This window comes from Acinetobacter sp. Colony158 (genome assembly GCF_019264745.1).
In the GTDB taxonomy this organism is placed as follows: Bacteria; Pseudomonadota; Gammaproteobacteria; order Pseudomonadales; family Moraxellaceae; genus Acinetobacter; species Acinetobacter ursingii.
The window spans coordinates 1,853,129-1,855,255 of the sequence record NZ_CP078523.1; the positions used below are offsets into that span (position 1 = coordinate 1,853,129).

At 44.0% G+C, this 2,127-nt stretch carries 2 protein-coding genes; both read right to left on the reverse strand.

Annotated features, from left to right (window positions below):
- Positions 1 to 49: 49 nt before the first annotated feature.
- The gene (gene gatB, locus JR005_RS07655; RefSeq protein WP_218664825.1) at positions 50 to 1,519 is read right to left on the reverse strand and encodes an Asp-tRNA(Asn)/Glu-tRNA(Gln) amidotransferase subunit GatB; all 1,470 of its coding nucleotides are present in this window, start codon (positions 1,517 to 1,519) and stop codon (positions 50 to 52) included.
- A partial coding sequence (locus JR005_RS14750) for an amidase family protein (RefSeq protein WP_267460103.1) occupies positions 1,519 to 2,127 on the reverse strand: 609 nt, incomplete at its 5' end. The genes gatB and JR005_RS14750, both read right to left, overlap by 1 nt.

Genomic DNA, 2,127 nt, shown 5'->3' on the forward strand with positions numbered 1-2,127 from the left:
TTAAAGAAAACCCGCTCTAAAGCGGGTTTTCTTTTGAAACTAGATTAGCTTAACCAATCAATTTCTTCATCAATTCATTCACTTGAGCAGGGTTGGCTTTACCTTTTGCAGCTTTCATGACTTGACCGACTAGACCGTTAAAGGCTTTTTCCTTACCAGACTTGTATTCCTCAACCATTTTTTCATTGGCTGCAAGCACGTCTTTGATAATCGCTTCAATCGCACCTGTATCGGTTTCTTGCTTCAGGCCTTTCTCGCTAATAATGTCATCCGCAGATTTACCTTCTGCTTCCCACATAAAGCCAAACACTTGCTTCGCAATTTTACCGTTAATGGTGTTATCCACAATACGCGCAATCATACCGCCAAGCTGTTCAGCAGAAACAGGGGAATCCGCTAATTCTAAACCCGCTTTGTTTAAAGCGCCTGAGAATTCACCCATCACCCAGTTTGCCGCAATCTTACCTTGTGCAGCACCGCCAGATGCTGCAACCACAGCTTCATAGAAATCTGCTATTTCGCGTGAAAGCGTGAGAACATGCGCATCATATTCAGTCACAGCAAAATCTGCGATAAAGCGTTCACGACGTGCAGCAGGTAATTCTGGCATGGTGGCCTTAATGGCTTCAATTTGTTCATCTGCAATGATCACAGGCAACAAGTCTGGGTCTGGGAAGTAGCGATAGTCGTTCGCTTCTTCTTTAGAACGCATTGAGCGGGTTTCCATTTTGTTCGGATCAAACAAACGGGTTTCCTGATCAATCGAACCGCCGTATTCCAAAATTTCCATTTGGCGTTCAATTTCAACATTGATCGCTTGCTCAATGAAACGAAATGAGTTGAGGTTTTTTAACTCACAACGAGTACCAAATGCATCACCCGGACGACGCAATGACACATTACAGTCCGCACGGAACGAGCCTTCTGCCATGTTGCCATCCGAAATACCTAACCAACGCACCAAAGTATGAATCGATTTGATATAGGCAACGGCTTCTTCGACCGAACGCATATCGGGTTCAGATACAATTTCGAGTAATGGTGTACCTGCACGGTTTAAATCAATTCCCGACTGACCTTCAAATTGGTCATGTATTGACTTGCCTGCATCTTCTTCAAGATGCGCACGTGTCACGCCAATACGCTTAACTTCACCATCTTCAAGCTGAATGTCGATATGACCCAAACCGACAATTGGATTATCCATCTGGCTAATCTGATAGCCTTTAGGAGAGTCTGGGTAAAAGTAGTTTTTACGTGCAAACACCGATGCTTGATCGATATAAGCATCGATGCCCAAACCAAAACGAATGGCCAAATTTACCACTTCGGCATTTAAGACAGGCAAGACACCCGGCATAGCCAAATCAACCAAACTCGCTTGAGTATTCGGGTCTTGACCAAATTCAGTCGATGAACCTGAGAAAATTTTAGATTGGGTTGCCAACTGCGTGTGAATCTCAATTCCAATTACGACTTCCCAACCGTCAATCAGCTTTAACTTTTGAGCTTCAGCCATTATGCAGTCTCCTCAGCAATTGCCGCACGTTGAGTGTGGAAGTTTGTATCTTGTTGGTATTGATGCACAATTGAGAGCAATTGTGATTCTGACCAATAATTTCCAATCAATTGTAAGCCCACTGGCAAGTTGTTATTGTCTAAACCCACAGGTGCGTTGATCGCGGGTAAACCTGCCAAGTTCACTGCAAGGGTATAAATATCGCCCAAATACATTTCAACAGGGGTTAAATCAGCTCCAATCTTATAGGCAGTCGTTGGTGCAGATGGTGCTGCAATCACATCAACAGTTTCAAATGCTTTTAAGAAGTCTTGTTGGATCAAACGACGTACTTTTTGTGCCTTCACATAATACGCATCGTAATAACCCGCAGAGAGGGCATAAGTTCCAATCAGGATACGACGTTGTACTTCAGCACCAAAACCTTCAGAGCGTGAACGCTTGTATAAATCCATCAAGTCGACTGGATTTTCACAGCGATAACCATAACGCACGCCATCATAACGTGACAGGTTCGAAGATGCTTCAGCAGGGGCAATCAAGTAATAAGTTGGCACATAGCTTTCAGTCATGCTGAGATCAATCTCAACCAAGATCGCCCCCATGTC